The following is a 16,262-nucleotide window of genomic DNA, read 5'->3' as shown; positions in this document are numbered from 1 at the left end:
GGCATTTTTTTAGTTGCAAGTTAAGAAGGGGGAGCATGAATGGTCGAGCAAATCGATATGTCGGCAGGTTCGACAGGCGGAGGACAAGGGTCTTCAGGCTACGACGCGGACGACATTCAAGTACTTGAAGGACTGGTAGCGGTACGGAAACGGCCGGGGATGTACATCGGCAGCACCAGCACTTCAGGTCTACATCATTTGGTATGGGAAATCGTGGATAACGCTGTCGACGAGCATCTCGCCAAATTCTGCTCCAAAATCGATATCACGCTGCATAAGGACGGTTCTGTTACGGTTCAGGATAACGGAAGGGGAATTCCGACAGGCATACATAAAACAGGGATTCCCACTCCCCAGGTCGTGTTTACGATTTTGCACGCAGGCGGAAAGTTCGGTGGATCAGGATATAAAAAATCCGGCGGTTTGCACGGTGTAGGTGCGTCAGTTACAAACGCATTGTCCGAATGGCTTGAAGTCGAGATTTTCCGTGATGGCAAGATACATCGTCAACGTTTCGAATATTGGCAGGACAAAAAAGGCGTTGAACATGTCGGAGAGCCGGTGTCGGGTCTCGAAGTATTGGGCAACACCAATCGGACGGGTACCAAAGTTACGTTTAAACCGGATATTCGGGTGTTCCAGAACGGGATTCAATTGAATTATGATACACTGGCAGAACGTCTTCAGGAAATTGCTTTTCTGAATTCGGGTCTGAGAATTGTACTCAAGGACGAACGTTCAGGCAATCAGGATGAGTACATGTACGAAGGCGGAGCAAGCCAGTTTGTTGCTTTTCTTAACGAAAATAAAGATGTGCTGCATGATGTCATTCACTTCTATGCGGAGAAGGATGATATTGAGGTCGAAGTGGCGATCCAGTATAACGCGGGTTATACGGAAACGCTGGCGTCGTTCGTAAACTCGATTCCCACGAGGGGCGGGGGTACACATGAGACCGGATTCAGAGCGGCTTATACACGTGTGATGAATGACTACGCACGGCGTACCAGCATGATTAAGGAGAAAGACAAAAACCTTGAAGGTAATGATCTGCGTGAAGGCATGATGGCGGTCATCAGCGTCAAAATGTCGGAGGTTGAATTCGTAGGCCAAACGAAGGACCAACTCGGTAGCGCTTCCGCGCGAAGCGCCGTGGATTCTGTCGTATCCGAGAATATCCAGCGGTTTTTGGAAGAAAACCCGCAGGTTGCACAAACACTTATTCGTAAGGCAGTTCAGGCCTCCAGGGCCAGAGAAGCTGCACGCAAAGCACGCGATGAGATGCGTACAGGCAAAAAACGCAGCGAAAGCTCCAATTTGAATGGCAAGCTGACTCCGGCTCAATCCAAGGATTTTACCCGGAATGAATTGTTTATCGTCGAAGGGGATTCCGCTGGAGGTTCAGCCAAACAGGGACGTGACTCCAAAATTCAGGCGATTCTGCCGCTTAAGGGCAAACCCCTTAATCCGGAAAAAGCAAAGTTGGCTGATATTCTGAAAAACGAAGAATACCGTGCCATTACATCCGCAATCGGAGCAGGAATTGGAACCGAATTCGCAGTTGAAGACAGCAATTATTCCAAAATCATTATTATGACGGATGCCGATACGGATGGCGCACATATTCAGGTCCTGTTGCTGACTTTCTTCTATCGGTATATGAAGCCGCTAATTGATGCAGGTAAAATATATATCGCTCAGCCACCGCTGTACAAGCTCACACGCAAATCAGGCAAAATGGCGAGTGTGCGTTATGCTTGGACCGATGAAGAGCTGGCGAATTACATGAAAGAATTCGGAAACAATGTGGAGCTTCAACGTTATAAAGGACTTGGTGAGATGAACCCGGATCAACTGTGGGAGACAACGATGAATCCGGAAACGCGCGCATTGCTCAAGGTAGAAATAGTGGATGCAGCAAAAGCGGAACGCCGTGTATCTACACTCATGGGTGATAAGGTTGATCCGCGCAAACGCTGGATTGTAGAGAATGTCGACTTTACAGAGTACGAAGAATAGAAGGTGCTTGGAATGAGTCTATCAGAACAATTTATGCCCGCCTTTCTCGAAGAGGTCGTAGGGGACCGTTTCGGTCGCTACTCCAAATACATTATTCAGGACCGGGCTATTCCCGATGTTCGGGACGGTTTGAAGCCCGTGCAGCGGCGTATTCTATACGCCATGTACGATTCAGGTAATACTCCGGAGAAACCGTATCGGAAATCAGCCAAAACGGTTGGGGATGTTATGGGTAACTACCATCCTCACGGGGATTCCTCCATCTACGAAGGTATGGTGCGGATGGCACAACCATGGAAAATGGGTCATATGCTCGTGGATGGTCATGGTAACTGGGGTTCACAGGATGATGATCCGGCAGCGGCGATGCGTTATACAGAGGCTCGGTTGTCGCCCATCGCGATGGAGATGCTTCGCGATATCGAGAAACGGACCGTTCTTTTTAAAGATAACTTTGATAATACGGCCAAAGAACCGGTTGTACTGCCATCCCGTTATCCCAATTTGCTCGTTAACGGCGTGAGCGGAATATCCTCCGGATTTGCAACGGAGATTCCTCCTCACAATTTGCGTGAAACCATAGATGCCTGTATCGCTGTGATGGAGAAGCCATCCATTGAGCTGGACGAGATCATGATGTTCATGAAGGGTCCCGATTTTCCAACAGGTGGATTAATCATGGGCGGCGACGGGATTCTGGATGCCTATCGAACAGGTAAAGGACGGATCTATATCCGGTCCAAAACCGATATCGAGAATATGCGCGGCGGCAAACAGCAGATCGTTATAACGGAGATCCCTTATCAGGTCGTGAAATCCCGTCTGGTTACTGCGATGGAAAACATCCGGCTTGAGAAAAAGGTGGAAGGGATTGCCGAAGTCCGGGATGAGAGTGGGCGTGAAGGCCTGCGGATCGTGGTTGAGCTGAAAAAAGAAGCGGATGCTCAAGGCATTCTGGCTTATTTGCTGAAGAAAACCGACCTGCAGGTCACCTACAACTTCAACATGGTTGCGATTGTGAATAAAGCTCCTCAGCAATTGGGATTGAAATCAATCCTCGAGGCTTATATTGCCCATCAGCGTGAGGTTGTAACGTTCCGTACCCGCTTTGAGCTGGAGAAAGCGGAAGACCGTGCGCATGTATTGGAAGGCCTGGTAAAGGCTCTTAACATCCTCGATGAGGTCATTGCGGCCATCAAAGCGTCGAAAAATCGTCAGGATGCTCAAAATAACCTGATGTGGATGTTCGGATTCTCGGAACGTCAGGCGGATTCCATTCTGACTTTGCAATTGTACCGGTTGACCAATCTGGAGATTACTTCTCTGGAGAAGGAACTCGGCGAATTAATGAAGAAGATCTCGCAATTACGCTCCATTCTGGATAGCGATCGCAAGCTGATCGGAGTTATCCGCAAAGAATTGATGGAGATTCGCGAAAAGTATGGAATAGACCGTCGCTCTGCCATTCAGGGTGAAGTGGAAGAACTCAAGGTCAATCTGGAAGTGCTGGTCAACGCGGAAGATGTATTTGTTACCTTGTCCAAAGAAGGATACATCAAGCGTACGGGTATGCAGTCATTTACACGATCCGGCGGGGAACGTAACGCAAGTGGCGTGAAGGATGGCGATTATATTGCCCAGGTTCTTGAAGTGAACACCCTTGAGAATCTGCTGGTATTTACGAAGAAAGGGCAGTATTTCCTGCTGCCTGTCCACCAGGTGCCCGAATTCAAGTGGAAAGATCCGGGGACAGCGATCGTCAACGTCATTCCTCTGGCGAAGGATGATCGGATCTCAAGTGTACTTGCCGTTAAATCTTTCGAAGAACCGGATCACAGTCTGGTCTTTGTCACCCGCAAAGGACAGGTTAAACGTACCGAGCTGAAGGAATACGTCACCAAGCGTTCCGGTGCTGTAGCAGCCTGCAAAGTGGGCAAGGATGATGAAGTATTATCCGTTCATCTAAGCACAGCTGGCAAGGACATCATGTTGATCACCAAAGAAGCTATGGCCATCCGTTTCCGTGAAGATGAGGTGAATCCGATGGGACGTGTGTCTGGAGGCGTACGTGGTATTCAGTTAAAAGATACGGATGAAATTGTATCTGCTCTATGGGTGGAAGGCGATGAAGGCGAAGTCGCTGTATTGACTGACTTGGGTTACGGTAAACGCTCGTTGTTGCTGGATTACGCGCTGCAAAGTCGTGGCGGCAAGGGGCTGGCAACATTTGAATTCAAGGAAGGCAAACGGGTGAAGCCGAACGGCAGCCGCATAGCTGGAGCGTTTTATTGTCGGGAACAACGGAATGTAACGGTGATGACGAAAGAAGGACAATCACATCATATTTCTTCTGAAAGTGTGCCTATTACTGAGCGGAAGCATATCGGTAAATTGCTCGTTCATGTGGACAAACAGGATGAGATCGTGGAACTGCTGACGGATTTTAACGAGAATCAGCCAGCTTCATCTTCATAAGAAATATCAACACAAGGCTTTTCGCAGTACAGGCTGATCCTGTCATGCGGAAAGTCTTTTTTTGTTGTTCAAACGCGGATTAAAAGATGCCCTCCATGCGAAGTTTAACAACCTTCGTCGATTACGGTCGATCGCTGGGAAATTGAAAAAAGGCAGCAGGAATGCGGCTTTGAAGGGCGAAAACTTAAGCAGGTGAAGTGATAACCGGTTGCAGAGAGGAGCGATGCAAGATGTATAATTCCGATTTTGCCAAGTGCTGGTCGAGGCTGACCAAGGACTACAAGCTGCATATGGATCATGAGCTGGCCCCCTCGTTAACGGAGGCTCAGTTGGCTGTACTGGAGGTTCTTGAGGACCATGAGAAGATGAAACCATCCGACCTGATTCCTTTCTTGGCTACAACGCCCGCAGCAGTAACGATGCTGCTGGATCGCATGGAGAAAAATGGACTGATTCGCAGGGATCGGGATGATCAGGATCGGCGCATTGTATGGGTATCCCTGTCTGACAAGGGAAGAATGGAGACCGAACGGGGGATCACAATCCGGAATGAATTTATGAATTCCGTTCTCAGCAACATTTCGATGCATAACCAGCAGTTGCTGATCTATCTGCTGAACAAAATGACAACACCAAAAACAAAAGAGCCTGCCTTATCTACATCTTAATTACATTGGAATTATAGTAACCATGGAACTCTTGCTGAATCATGCAGGACGACTATGGTTATTTTATTTATGTATACGTTAAAAATATCGCCTCCTTTGAGTCACTAAGAATAATTTCTAAAATTTTATATGTAAAGAGTTGACTATGTAATTATTTTTGTTATAATAAATAATTGTTCCCCTGATATTTCGTGTACGAAATATTATATTCCATAAGTAAAAAGGGTGAATTAATGTCTGACACATACGAAGTATTTTACATTATCAATTCGTTTCGGCAGGTCAATCAAATGCTCTTCCGTGCATTCTGGAATGAAAACAAGGAAATTGAGCTCACTTCGATTCAATTTATGGTGTTATCCATTTTGAAGGAGCGCCCTTCGATCGGGATTAATGAAGTGGCTGAACTCTGTCATATGGGCAGCAGTTCCATGAGCGCTGTGGTGGAACGTTTGGTCAAAGGGGAGTACATAGTTCGTACGCGTTCCGACTCTGATCGCCGATCCGTAAAGCTACAGATTACGGACAAAGGGGAACAGGCTCAGCAGGAAACACACCACTTGTGGATGGAACGAGTTTCACCCATTCTGGATATCCCGAAGGAAGACCTTGAGCATCTGCTAAGAATTCATAATCAAATGATTGAAAAGTTAGAAGGAAGAGAGATGAACAACCAATGAGTACTACTGCAGCAGCAGCGCCATCATCAGCGATGGACAATATCAAGAAAGGCCCGATTGTGGCCGCACTGTTAATCGGTGCATTTGTTGCCTTCCTGAATCAAACATTGATGAACGTGGCTCTTCCTAAGATCATGGAAGACCTCGGCATCGGAGCGAACAAAGCCCAATGGCTGACTACCGGTTATATGCTCGTGAATGGTGTGTTGATTCCGGTTACGGCGTATTTGATCGCCAAATTCTCGACACGTCAAATTTTTATTACAGCGATGACCCTCTTTACATTAGGGACATTGGTCTGTGGACTTAGTCCGACCTTTGGTATCCTGATGGTAGGTCGTGTTATTCAAGCGGCAGGCGCAGGTATACTGATGCCTCTGATGACGGTTGTGTTCTTGACGATCTTCCCAATTGAGAAGCGTGGTCAGGCCATGGGTACGATGGGGATTGCGATGATTCTTGCTCCGGCCATTGGACCGACACTGTCAGGTTATGTGGTGGAGCATTATTCATGGAGACTGTTGTTCTATATCATTTTGCCATTCTCGGTTATTGCAACTGCAATTGGTATTGCATTTGTCAAAAATGTAACACGTCAATCCAAACCTAAACTGGACTATCCAGGGGTTATTCTTTCCACACTCGGTTTTGGTAGTTTGTTGTACGGCTTCAGTGATGCGGGGACAGATGGATGGGGAAGTGCTATTGTTATCGGATGTCTGATCGTCGGGGCCATATCCCTGATCCTGTTCGTTATTCGACAAATGACAACCGATCATCCGCTTTTGGAGTTCCGTATTTTCAAATACAACATGTACACATTAACAACAATTATTAATATGCTCGTTACGATGGCGATGTTTGCGGGTATGATTTTGCTTCCGATTTTCCTGCAAAATATTCGAGGGTTCTCACCGATTGAATCAGGTTTGCTGATGATGCCAGGTGCCATTCTGATGGGGATTATGTCTCCAATCACAGGTCGTATCTTTGACAAAGTTGGAGCACGCTGGTTGTCCGTTGCCGGTCTTGCGATTACAGCTATCACCACTTGGGGCCTTAGCCGACTCTCGATCGATACGACTTATGGTTACATGATGTTTATCTACACAGCTCGTATGTTCGGTATGTCGATGTTGATGATGCCGATTCAAACGGCGGGTCTGAATCAGCTGCCACAGCGCCTGAATGCGCATGGTACAGCGATGTCCAACACACTGCGTACAGTTGCGGGTGCGATTGGTACAGCGATTCTCGTTACAATTATGAGTAGTAAGCTAAAATCTCATTTGGCAGATACCTTGGCTACAGGCCAAATTGCTGCAGATGATAAGGCTGCAATGATGCGTGCTACCGCAGATGCAACCATCTACGGCGTAAACTATGCGTTTGTTGTAGCGACTGCGATGACTGTTGTTGCTTTGCTGCTGGCGTTCTTTATTCGTAAAACAAAACCGGCTACTGAACCTGTTACAACAGAGCAACAAAAAGTGAATGCAACAGCTTAAATTAACCTAGATTACAGTTATTATTGATCCAATAAAGGTTTTATATATGCAGAAGAGAGTTCAGGCAGATTACACTGCTTGGACTCTCTTTTGCTATGCCTTATTTTGGCTTTATTTTTCATCGGTCGATGGATCAAGGAGGAAGGTAGGACCGGGATCATGACCGAAGAGTCTGAGGTTGATGCTCCCATCCATCTGAAATTCAACACCTTCGCTAATAAGCTCCGTCTCTTGCATCAAACGAGAATGTTCGTCGGGAATGGAGATCTGGCCTTTGGCATTGACGACACGGTGCCAGGGAAGGCGTTCCTTGCGGCTCATCGAATGCAGAATGCGTACAACCTGTCTGGCAGCTCTCGGACTGCCAGCATGAGCGGCAATCTGACCATAGGTCATGACTTTTCCCTCAGGGATTGATGCGATGATGGCGACAACCTGCTTGGTAAACGGTGTCATAGTAGTGAGTCTTCCTTTCCATTTGAGTAAGCCAATAGGGTCTAAGTATGGTGGTAATTCCAACAAAACTAGTTTATCATATCGCTGGAATGGAAAGAGATCAAAAAACCGTGCCATTCAGATTCGGAATCTGGATGACACGGTGTACGATCAGATTTGACTTGATCCTGTGAATGATTTTTTAAAGTGTGTTGGTTATTGTTCCGCTTTAAATGTTTTCTCATACACAGCAGCCGGCCACTCTGCCCATGGGAATTCACGGGGAGGCAGGGACTGCAGGACAACCTCTTCCTTGGTTACGGGGTGAGGAAAAGCAGCGATGGCAGACCAAAGTGCAATCTGTTGTCCCGGCTTATTCACACCTGCCCCGTATTTCTGATCCCCGAACAGTGGGCAGCCGATTTCCTTCATTTGAACCCGAATCTGATGAGATCTGCCGGTGTGCAGTTCGATATGAACCAGACTATAACGGTCTGTTTCACCGATGACCCGGTAATCCAGAACGGCGTCTTTGCCACCCGTAGTGCCTTTGGGCACAACAGTGACGGTATTGGTGCGCGCATCTTTCAGCAGCGTATGTTTTAACGTTCCTTGCTGTGCTGGCAGCTTGCCATGGACAACAGCCGCATATATTTTGCGGAAATGACGTCCCCGGACCATCTCGGATAATCTCGAAGCAGCCTTTGATGTTTTGGCAAAAATCATTGCACCACCAACGGGGCGATCAAGACGATGGACCAGTCCGAGATAGACGTTGCCCGGTTTGTTATACCGCTCTTTCAGATCCTGTTTCAGCAGTGTAAGCAAATCCGGGTCACCGGATGCATCTTCCTGTGTAGGTACATTGACCGGCTTCGTAATGCCCAGCAGGTGATTGTCCTCAAACAGAATCGGAATATCACCGGTTCCTTGCAATGGCTCGGACATGATCAGGACTCCCAGCGGCCCAAGATGCCGCAAGGCAGATCCAGACCACTGCGGGTAATGGGGAGGCCAATTTCACCTGCCGTAATTTGACCGCCATATTGGGCAGACATCGTCATTGTCAGCATATTACGCAGAACGGTGGAGGAGATCCCCGTTGTGTAGGAATTCACCAGCATGAATAACGGGTTGTCCGACAAAATAGTCATACACGATTTCAGGAATGGGTAGAGGTTCTCTTCCAGCTTCCATGTCTCCCCGTTAGGGCCTCGACCATAGGAAGGCGGGTCCATAATGATAGCGTCATATCGATTTCCGCGGCGTTGTTCGCGCTGTACAAATTTGAATACATCGTCTGTAATGAAACGAACAGGGCGATCAGCAAGCCCGGATAATTGAACATTTTCTTTGGCCCACTGCACCATTCCTTTGGCCGCATCCACGTGTACAACCGAAGCACCGGCGTAAGCTGCAGCAACGGTTGCACCGCCTGTATACGCAAACAGGTTCAGTACAGAGATGGGACGGCCTGCTCCGGCGATTTTATCCATCATCCAGCTCCAGTTGGCCGCTTGTTCAGGGAACAGACCAGTATGTTTGAAGCTGGTTGGTTTAATATGAAATTTCAGGTTCTCGTATCCGATGGTCCAGCGTTCCGGGATCGGTTTTTTCATATCCCAGCTGCCGCCGCCCGAAGAACTGCGGTGATAATGGCCATGCACCTGGCGCCATTCATTGGTTTCCTTTTCAAGGGGCCAAATAATCTGTGGGTCGGGTCTGCGCAAAATGACATCGCCCCAACGTTCCAGCTTTTCACCGCCTCCTGTGTCAATTACTTCATAGTCCTTCCAGTTCTTTGCTACGTACATAATGATTTATCCATCCTTCAAAAGTCATTTGGATACTATTGTACAACAAAAAAGGGCCTGTACGCCAGTTGTGGTGGGCGCCTTAAAGGGCGAAGTGCCCTTTAAGGTGTTGAATTTGCTTCATTCCCATATACTGAAATGGAATACAAACGAAAATTAATTTGACAATGATAATCATTATCACTTATGATTCTGATACATTCAAATGTTACTCTTCAGGAACCGTATGACAGGATCAATAAAAAGTGAGGGAAAAATAGATGGCTAAATGGTTGGTGGCTTATGCAAGTATGACGGGAAATACGGAAGAGATTGCGGAACTGATCGTGGAAGGCATTACACAAGGTGGGCATGAAGTAGACCTCAAGTCCGTCACGGATTGCAATGCCTCTGATGTGCTCGACTATGACGGGTTCCTCATTGGTGTGTACACGTGGGGAGACGGTGAACTGCCAGATGAATTTCTCGATTTTTACGAAGAGCTGGATGAGCTTGACTTGAGTGGCAAACGGGCAGCGGTGTTCGGAAGCGGGGATACTTCTTACGAGCAGTATTGCGGTGCTGTAGATCTTGCGGCTGCGAAGCTGGTGGAGCGTGGGGCGGAGGTATTTCCAGAGATGCTAAAGATTGAATACAGTCCGATGGAGCAGGAGAAGGATACATGCCGTGACTTTGGCAAGCGTTTCGCTGCTGCCGGATTACAGGTGTCCTAGGACTCATGTTAAGACATAATGTTCAGGCAGCTATGCAGCCAGGAGTGTCAGACGTCCCGGAACGGCTGCTTGTAGATTACAGACTGGAAGAGATGCTGCGCAGCCCGCATCGGTTCATCCGCCCGGAACCGGAGGCAAAGCAGTACGCTCCGCTGCAATGGAGACACCATGTACAATATGCAGTCAGCCATGCAGTCAACGCTTTTTACAGTTTGGACTCGGATGTGCGCAAAGAGATGCCTGTCCAGTATCTGCTTGAAAAGTGGTGGCCCAGAAAGGCAACCGGCTTCGAATCGGTACTTCATTACTGGGATGTAAAAAACAAAATTACGGATGAATTATCGCTCGCCATTGCGATGAACGATGATCTGAAGTATCCGGCCATTCTGTTTGAACAATGGCGAACGGAACTTCCTTCCCTGTCGATGCATCTGTCCATGATCCTCCATACGGCTTGGCTGCCAGAGGGCTGGGATTCACTGCTCATCCAAAAATATATGGTTGTCCATGATCCAAATGTTGTTGAGGCGTACCAGCATATGGTGAGCGCGTTCTGCTGGGAAGCATTTGGCAAGTTGCCAGGCATGATCGAAATCTATTGTTTGCTCGAAGGGCGCAAGATTCGATATATCCCAGGACGTCAATCGCTTGTCCGTTCGATGGATTATCTTCGACTGATTCGGGATAGCATTCCGAGCGAAGAGAAGGTGGAGTCTGATCAATTTACAGTTCAGGACAAAGCCAGAGTCCATGAAGAGGTCGATCGCTGGAGAAGTGAGATCGAACCGAAAAAAAACTGGTTGATGTAAGGATCGAGGGATATTGTGGTATATCGCGCAGATTAAGGAGTGAAGAGCCATGTCTACCGGTTTGGGACAAGATGCCGCAAGCGGCAAGAAGAAACGTACAGGAACTTGTGAATTCAGTCCGTTGCCTGTGCCACAGTCGGTTATACGACGGTTACTGGATGAAGCCGATCCATCTTTGTATGTGATGAGTCCAGAGCCTTGGCGGTTTATGTTGTTCGCCAGTGAAGGACGTCAGCTTTATCTGGAGGCGGTTAGGCAGAGTTACCCACCACATTTGGCAGATCGGTACGGGGATTGGGCTACATATCAGTATACAGAGGCTATCCCGGCGCATCTGGTTGTCGTGACTCCTTCAAGGGCCAGCGAGGACCATGTATTGCCTGCAAAAGCCTGGAGCAAACGTTTTTGTATCTTGGCAGCGGAACATGGCCTTAATGCCGTCTGGAAGATCAATGATTATCAACAGCACCCCGTGTTTATGAATTTGATGGGGTTAACCAGTGAGGAAAAGGTAATGGGTGTATTCCACATCGGTTACGGAGACCAGTCTGTGCTTCGGAATAACGATGCAAGCAGACCAGCCTCTGAGCTGATGACGGTATACGACCATCTGGTCTAAAGGATGGTATAACCGTTCATAGCGATGTGCCAGTATTCGTAATAAAATCTCGAACGAGCTGTCGGTACGAATAATCTTTGGAGCTGGCGGAGTACAACCGGTTTGACACGGTGATTGAATTACCGAAAAAGAACCGTTCGAACTGGGTCTGTCTTCCCCCAAATGATCCTGCCCCTAGCTCCCAGATCAGACGAAATAAAGCTGTACGTTCCTGCGATACCATGTCGCTCCCGCGAAGATACGTATCCAGATGTGGTGCGATATCTGAGCGAAACTCTTCTTCCTGAGGCACCATAATGACGCCACTGGAACCCAAAAGTTGTAGTATTTCAATCATTTCAGGATACAGTTTGGGGTACAGAAGGTTGGCGGCCATTAGTGGTTTCGGGGCAGGTAACACAAAACCACGTTCGTCCGTTATGGCACCTACTTCAGCTGCCACGGCCAATGCTTTTAAGGATTCAAGTCCAGCAAGGACACGCGCTGTTTTCTCCACTACGTGAGTTTCGGCTGCCTGGTCGAGCGTATCTGCGAGTAACTGGATCGTGCCGAGGACAAATTCCGTTTTGGCAATATAGCGACATAACACCTGATGACCCGCGTGGATGTGAAAATGGCTTCCGGTGAATAAGCGGGAGGACATTTCTTCATTTCCCGCGAAAAATATCCGATCATGAGGAACAAGCACATGATCAAAGATGACAATGTTGTCCATCTCTTCATATCTGGAGCTGAGGGGGTAGTTAAATTTGGATTCGGATGCATAGGTATCCCGGCAGATCAGGCTGATTCCCGGCAAGTCGTTTGGCACTGCAAAAGCAAAAGCGAACGGGTTTTCATCGTCGAATGGAGCCGGTGATGGAGAAGGATACACTAGAATTTCGTCCGACGTTGCAGCCTGGGTAGCCATCATGAATGCACCGTTGATAATCAGGCCTTCATTCGTCCGTTCGACCACTTTGGCGGCAATGGCATCTTCGGTTGCATCCAACTGTCCCGATATTTTGCTGGCATGGGGCTGAATGAATGCGTGGGAGAGCGTAATGTCATTATCCCGACAGTAGGCATAATAGTTTTTTAGATTTTCGACATATTGTGGTGATAACTCGGCAAGAATGTCAGCTCCTGTATAAAATGCCATGATCGCTGTGTTCATGTAATCGGGTGAGCGGCCCAGAAATCCATGATGCATGCCTGACCAGACACTCATCGCTTCACGACGCCTGCGCAAATCATCCACACTGGTTGGAGGCAGAAAGGACATGCCTACAGGCTTTCCATCGGTTGGGGAGGAATAAGTCATTGTATCTATCCATTGCGGATCGTTCTGAAGATCATACAGCTTGGCTTGCGTTTTCATTAAACCTGCAAAAGCAAAATGTTCAGAGCGTTTTCCGGTAACCAGTTCTCCTTTGTACCAGCAGGGGACAGTCTGGGTATCGATACGTTCAATATACTGTTTGCCACTTTTAGCGGGCATCGTTACTCACCTCTTGGATTGAATCGTTCATGGGCAGTTTGACTTCTCTCGTAGTGTACGTAAATAGGCACTCTGTTGTGCATGGAGAGAAATGAATATGAAAGCTTTATAAAAGAGCTTGATAATAATTATCATTCTTGTTACAATACAAAAGAAAAAAGGAACCGGCTGGGGCTCCTTTTACTTGGTACAAACAAAATTAATTTCTTATTTCACTTCAAACGTTTTGCAATCCGTTTCAGCGGATTCATTGACTGGTTTGGAACTGTGACTCACGATGTAGATCGAAGTTGCGTTGCATTTGTTTTCTTGAGCCCAGTAACGACAGGAATCAACTTCACATAATACGTCTTTTGCCATGATTGTTAAACCTCACTTTGTTTGGATTTACATTCGTTGGTATAAAAGAAAACCCAGAATGCAAGTTGCCGCTTGCTATCTGGAAAAAATGCTATGCTCTCTCGAGGAAATAGAGGGCTTTTTTGCGTTATACACAACGATGCATGTTTAGAATAGCAAATTTTACTTTTTCTTGCAACAAATTGGACTCCAGGCCAAGCGAAAAGCCATAATTGCCAGTAGTCCGCTGCAAAAAAGTTAATCAATGATGCGTATACAGAATATATGCCACGTGTTCTAACCCCATAACTTGGGGAGGACGACAGGAAATAGTCTGATCACATAGAAAGAAAATAGTCCGGTATTCCTTCAAAGGAAACCGGGCTATTTGGTAATTCAGCATGTTGTATTAAGCATTAGCAGTCGCCCGGTAAGATGACTCTTTCCCAGGTTTATCCGGGGCAGACCAACGCGGCAGCGATAAGGTGAAGAGACTGCCTTCAGGGCTGCTGGAGGTCAGTAACAATTCCCCGCCTTGAGCACGAGCCAGCAAGCTGCTGTAGGTCAGACCGAGGCCGAGTCCGCGAGTATGACGTTTCTTGATCTCACCGCGATAGAAGCGTTCAAAGACTTTGGGCTGATCTTCCATGATAATCCCTGTACCGTTGTCCTGAACGTCAATGAACAGCTTGTCTTCCTCGGCCCGCAAACGGATATGAAAGACCGTAGCTTGATCGGAAGCTGTCGCCTGTAGACCGTTATTTAGCAGATTAACAATGATTTGCTGAATCCGAAGCGCATCACCAATGGCATAGAGTGTACTCGAAGGGATTAGCAGTTCAATCTCGGGAGACTTGTTCTCATATGCAATTTTCCACTGATAGATAATTTCACCCACCAACAGATTCAGATCAATGCGCTCCTGACGCACACCAACATTGCCAGCACTCATTGCATTGTAATCAAGCAGATCAGCGACCATACGTTCCATACGTTCAGATTCTTTTAGTGCAATATCCAGAAATTCCTTTCCTTCCTGCGGACTGACGATATCATCCCGAACGGCCATCACAAGTCCTTTAATGGAAGTGACGGGTGTTTTTAATTCATGGGATACCCCTGCAAGGGACAGGGCACGCCATTCCTCCAGCTGCTGCAAACGAATGGACATCTCCCGGAAGGAATCAACCAGCTCATTCATCTCCCACTCCCGTGTATTCAGATTCAGATTGACTTCATAATTGCCGTTTCGAATCTGCTCCGCTGCAAGAGCGACCTGGCGAATCGGTCTGGAGAGCTTTCGTGACAGGAGGTAGATTGTAAACCATCCACACAGAATTAATGCGCCAAAAATTAGGCATACCACCAGCATCGCTTCCGGATTATATGTAATGGATTTTTTGGATTGCATGACCCACACCTTACCCAGCGTCTGATCGTCATCTGTGACGTTAACTGTCACCCCGGCAAATTTGTTGTTTCGTGGTTCGCGCAGGTCATCTGACAGCCTGTAATACACATCTTGCTGCGTCATTTTCGGTCTGGAATAGATCAATTGATTATTGTTGTCGAGCACCATAATGCAAAAATAGTTATCTGTATTGAACAGCTTGATACGCTTGTCCACCAGTCTGTCAAGATCGGGAGGAATATGCAGCTTGTTCTCGTTTTCAGTAATCTTCTCCGCAATTTCGAAGCCTAGCAGTTGAGCTGTTTTGAGACTCTTCTCAATGGAAGTGATTCTGATCCAGTAGAGTGCACCTGCAACAATAATAATGAAGCCGATGCAGAGAATTAGAAAATATCGAAGCGTCCAATAGGATAGAATGGATGTTTTGCGTTTGGGTTTATTTCGTTTTAGTTGGCGATCCAAAATTGATACCCCATTCCCCGTAAAGTCCGAATTTCTCCTGTTTCCGGTATCCAATGAGAAAGCGCCTGACGCAGTCTTTTGATGGAAAGATCTACAGCCCGGTCACTTCCGTCATAGTCCATCCCCCATACCTGTTCAATGAGATGCTCACGGGTAAACGTGCGGTTGGGGTATTCGGACAGAAACAGGAGCAGTGACAAATCACGTGGTGTCAATGCAACCTCAGCTCCGTTCAAAAGCACCTGTTTGGCGGCCAGATCAATGACCAGATTGCCAAAGTAACGTTTGCCTTCACCACCAGCGGTCCAGTGCGGATTGCGGCGAAGTACGGCATTCACCCGGGCCACGACTTCCTCCGGGACAAAGGGTTTGCTCATATAATCGTCAGCTCCGGCATTCAGACCGTTCAGACGATCCTGAATATCATCCAATGCGGTAAGCATGATGACAGGACAAGCGCTTTTTTCACGGATCATTCGCAGCAGCTCCCAACCGTCCATGCCGGGCAGCATCACGTCCAGCAACACCAGGGATGGGACATCCGAATCAAATAGAGTGAGGGCGGCATGTCCATCCGCTGCGTGACGAACGACAAATCCCGCTTTTCGAAGATAGGCAGCCAGCACGCGGGCAATAGCTTGTTCATCTTCGACGATGAGTATGGATCTCAAGAAGATGTCTCCTTTCACTTCAGAAGCTTGTGTACTGATTTTACATGAGCGGGAGCACAATGCCAATGAGGCAATTATTTTCAGAAAAAAATGCGTTATACGTCATTTCTTGACGTCATCCTGACACATTGGACTGTTAAGATGCTGATTAACAACCAA

Annotated in this window: 15 protein-coding genes; 8 read left to right on the top strand and 7 right to left on the bottom strand. The window is 47.4% G+C overall.

Annotated elements, in window-relative coordinates:
- Positions 1–39 precede the first annotated feature (39 nt).
- The 5 genes from parE (at position 40) to JNUCC31_RS02355 (ending at position 7,350) form a co-directional block, all read left to right on the top strand.
- Complete coding sequence (gene parE / locus JNUCC31_RS02375; protein WP_090900409.1) at positions 40–2,019, top strand: DNA topoisomerase IV subunit B; 1,980 nt, start codon at positions 40–42, stop codon at positions 2,017–2,019.
- Between the two features lie 12 nt (positions 2,020–2,031).
- Positions 2,032–4,494 carry a DNA gyrase subunit A gene (gene gyrA, locus JNUCC31_RS02370; protein WP_192268224.1) on the top strand — a complete coding sequence of 821 codons (2,463 nt, stop codon included), beginning with the start codon at positions 2,032–2,034 and terminating at the stop codon, positions 4,492–4,494.
- A 230-nt stretch (positions 4,495–4,724) separates the two neighbouring features.
- Positions 4,725–5,162, top strand: coding sequence for a MarR family winged helix-turn-helix transcriptional regulator (locus JNUCC31_RS02365; protein WP_192268222.1), 438 nt, complete (start codon positions 4,725–4,727; stop codon positions 5,160–5,162).
- 233 nt (positions 5,163–5,395) lie between these two features.
- Positions 5,396–5,842, top strand: coding sequence for a MarR family winged helix-turn-helix transcriptional regulator (locus JNUCC31_RS02360; protein ID WP_192268220.1), 447 nt, complete (start codon positions 5,396–5,398; stop codon positions 5,840–5,842).
- Positions 5,839–7,350, top strand: a complete 1,512-nt coding sequence (locus JNUCC31_RS02355; protein ID WP_192268218.1) for a DHA2 family efflux MFS transporter permease subunit — start codon at positions 5,839–5,841, stop codon at positions 7,348–7,350. The genes JNUCC31_RS02360 and JNUCC31_RS02355 overlap by 4 nt, the downstream gene beginning before the upstream one ends.
- Before the next feature lie 111 nt (positions 7,351–7,461).
- Here the strand turns inward: JNUCC31_RS02355 and JNUCC31_RS02350 are convergent, their stop codons facing one another.
- The 3 genes from JNUCC31_RS02350 to JNUCC31_RS02340 form a co-directional block, all read right to left on the bottom strand.
- Positions 7,462–7,806, bottom strand: a complete 345-nt coding sequence (locus JNUCC31_RS02350; protein WP_192268216.1) for an MGMT family protein — start codon at positions 7,804–7,806, stop codon at positions 7,462–7,464.
- A 195-nt stretch (positions 7,807–8,001) separates the two neighbouring features.
- Positions 8,002–8,733, bottom strand: coding sequence for an RluA family pseudouridine synthase (locus JNUCC31_RS02345; RefSeq protein ID WP_192268214.1), 732 nt, complete (start codon positions 8,731–8,733; stop codon positions 8,002–8,004).
- Positions 8,734–8,735: 2 nt separating this feature from the next.
- On the bottom strand, positions 8,736–9,599 hold the full coding sequence (locus JNUCC31_RS02340; RefSeq protein ID WP_192268212.1) for a class I SAM-dependent methyltransferase: 864 nt from the start codon (positions 9,597–9,599) through the stop codon (positions 8,736–8,738).
- Positions 9,600–9,859: 260 nt separating this feature from the next.
- Here JNUCC31_RS02340 and JNUCC31_RS02335 point away from each other — a divergent pair, with 260 nt between their 5' ends.
- Genes JNUCC31_RS02335 through JNUCC31_RS02325 form a run of 3 tightly spaced genes read left to right on the top strand, consistent with a single transcriptional unit; the run spans position 9,860 to position 11,740 of the window.
- Positions 9,860–10,312 carry a flavodoxin gene (locus JNUCC31_RS02335; protein ID WP_192268210.1) on the top strand — a complete coding sequence of 151 codons (453 nt, stop codon included), beginning with the start codon at positions 9,860–9,862 and terminating at the stop codon, positions 10,310–10,312.
- 5 nt (positions 10,313–10,317) lie between these two features.
- On the top strand, positions 10,318–11,121 hold the full coding sequence (locus JNUCC31_RS02330) for a hypothetical protein (protein WP_192268208.1): 804 nt from the start codon (positions 10,318–10,320) through the stop codon (positions 11,119–11,121).
- Between the two features lie 49 nt (positions 11,122–11,170).
- A complete protein-coding gene (locus JNUCC31_RS02325; protein WP_192268206.1) occupies positions 11,171–11,740 on the top strand; it encodes a nitroreductase family protein in 570 nt (189 codons plus the stop codon).
- A gap of 16 nt (positions 11,741–11,756) precedes the next feature.
- Here the strand turns inward: JNUCC31_RS02325 and JNUCC31_RS02320 are convergent, their stop codons facing one another.
- The 4 genes from JNUCC31_RS02320 to JNUCC31_RS02305 all read right to left on the bottom strand — a co-directional run bounded on the left by JNUCC31_RS02320 (position 11,757) and on the right by JNUCC31_RS02305 (position 16,103).
- The gene (locus JNUCC31_RS02320; RefSeq protein ID WP_192268204.1) at positions 11,757–13,220 is read right to left on the bottom strand and encodes a 4-hydroxyphenylacetate 3-hydroxylase family protein; all 1,464 of its coding nucleotides are present in this window, start codon (positions 13,218–13,220) and stop codon (positions 11,757–11,759) included.
- A gap of 207 nt (positions 13,221–13,427) precedes the next feature.
- A complete protein-coding gene (locus tag JNUCC31_RS02315; RefSeq protein WP_192268202.1) occupies positions 13,428–13,580 on the bottom strand; it encodes a DUF1540 domain-containing protein in 153 nt (50 codons plus the stop codon).
- 388 nt (positions 13,581–13,968) lie between these two features.
- On the bottom strand, positions 13,969–15,432 hold the full coding sequence (locus JNUCC31_RS02310) for a HAMP domain-containing sensor histidine kinase (RefSeq protein ID WP_192268200.1): 1,464 nt from the start codon (positions 15,430–15,432) through the stop codon (positions 13,969–13,971).
- Positions 15,417–16,103: a response regulator transcription factor gene (locus tag JNUCC31_RS02305; RefSeq protein WP_192268198.1), complete on the bottom strand. Its 687-nt coding sequence runs from the start codon at positions 16,101–16,103 to the stop codon at positions 15,417–15,419. The genes JNUCC31_RS02310 and JNUCC31_RS02305 overlap by 16 nt, the downstream gene beginning before the upstream one ends.
- Positions 16,104–16,262: the final 159 nt, after the last annotated feature.

This window comes from Paenibacillus sp. JNUCC-31 (assembly GCF_014844075.1).
Classification (GTDB): domain Bacteria; phylum Bacillota; class Bacilli; order Paenibacillales; family Paenibacillaceae; genus Paenibacillus.
Note: the sequence above shows the minus strand (reverse complement) of the source record. Positions and strands in the feature narration are given on the sequence as shown.

Bases quoted from the DNA above. Each gene is read 5' to 3' on its own strand.
- parE (WP_090900409.1), top strand. From the start codon at position 40: ATGGTCGAGCAAATCGATATGTCGGCAGGTTCGACAGGCGGAGGACAA.
- gyrA (WP_192268224.1), top strand. From the start codon at position 2,032: ATGAGTCTATCAGAACAATTTATGCCCGCCTTTCTCGAAGAGGTCGTA.
- JNUCC31_RS02365 (WP_192268222.1), top strand. From the start codon at position 4,725: ATGTATAATTCCGATTTTGCCAAGTGCTGGTCGAGGCTGACCAAGGAC.
- JNUCC31_RS02360 (WP_192268220.1), top strand. From the start codon at position 5,396: ATGTCTGACACATACGAAGTATTTTACATTATCAATTCGTTTCGGCAG.
- JNUCC31_RS02355 (WP_192268218.1), top strand. From the start codon at position 5,839: ATGAGTACTACTGCAGCAGCAGCGCCATCATCAGCGATGGACAATATC.
- JNUCC31_RS02350 (WP_192268216.1), bottom strand. From the start codon at position 7,806: ATGACACCGTTTACCAAGCAGGTTGTCGCCATCATCGCATCAATCCCT.
- JNUCC31_RS02345 (WP_192268214.1), bottom strand. From the start codon at position 8,733: ATGTCCGAGCCATTGCAAGGAACCGGTGATATTCCGATTCTGTTTGAG.
- JNUCC31_RS02340 (WP_192268212.1), bottom strand. From the start codon at position 9,599: ATGTACGTAGCAAAGAACTGGAAGGACTATGAAGTAATTGACACAGGA.
- JNUCC31_RS02335 (WP_192268210.1), top strand. From the start codon at position 9,860: ATGGCTAAATGGTTGGTGGCTTATGCAAGTATGACGGGAAATACGGAA.
- JNUCC31_RS02330 (WP_192268208.1), top strand. From the start codon at position 10,318: ATGTTAAGACATAATGTTCAGGCAGCTATGCAGCCAGGAGTGTCAGAC.
- JNUCC31_RS02325 (WP_192268206.1), top strand. From the start codon at position 11,171: ATGTCTACCGGTTTGGGACAAGATGCCGCAAGCGGCAAGAAGAAACGT.
- JNUCC31_RS02320 (WP_192268204.1), bottom strand. From the start codon at position 13,220: ATGCCCGCTAAAAGTGGCAAACAGTATATTGAACGTATCGATACCCAG.
- JNUCC31_RS02315 (WP_192268202.1), bottom strand. From the start codon at position 13,580: ATGGCAAAAGACGTATTATGTGAAGTTGATTCCTGTCGTTACTGGGCT.